Origin of the sequence: Pseudomonas sp. JDS28PS106, from assembly GCF_036706555.1 — a bacterium.
Classification (GTDB): Bacteria; Pseudomonadota; Gammaproteobacteria; order Pseudomonadales; family Pseudomonadaceae; genus Aquipseudomonas.
On the sequence record NZ_JBAJGT010000036.1, the window covers coordinates 1 to 625 of the forward strand.

A 625-nucleotide genomic window follows, 5' to 3' on the forward strand; every position below is an offset into this window, starting at 1 on the left:
TTGTTAGGTGACTGCGTACCTTTTGTATAATGGGTCAGCGACTTATATTCAGTGGCAAGCTTAACCGAATAGGGGAGGCGTAGCGAAAGCGAGTCTTAATAGGGCGTTTAGTCGCTGGGTATAGACCCGAAACCGGGCGATCTATCCATGGGCAGGTTGAAGGTTAGGTAACACTGACTGGAGGACCGAACCGACTACCGTTGAAAAGTTAGCGGATGACCTGTGGATCGGAGTGAAAGGCTAATCAAGCTCGGAGATAGCTGGTTCTCCTCGAAAGCTATTTAGGTAGCGCCTCATGTATCACTGTAGGGGGTAGAGCACTGTTTCGGCTAGGGGGTCATCCCGACTTACCAAACCGATGCAAACTCCGAATACCTACAAGTGCCGAGCATGGGAGACACACGGCGGGTGCTAACGTCCGTCGTGAAAAGGGAAACAACCCAGACCGTCAGCTAAGGTCCCAAAGTCATGGTTAAGTGGGAAACGATGTGGGAAGGCTTAGACAGCTAGGAGGTTGGCTTAGAAGCAGCCACCCTTTAAAGAAAGCGTAATAGCTCACTAGTCGAGTCGGCCTGCGCGGAAGATGTAACGGGGCTCAAACCATGCACCGAAGCTACGGGTATCA

At 51.5% G+C, this 625-nt stretch carries 1 rRNA gene; it reads left to right on the plus strand.

From position 1 onward, the window contains the following. A 23S ribosomal RNA gene (locus tag TRP66_RS23450) occupies positions 1-625 on the plus strand; the annotation flags it as partial.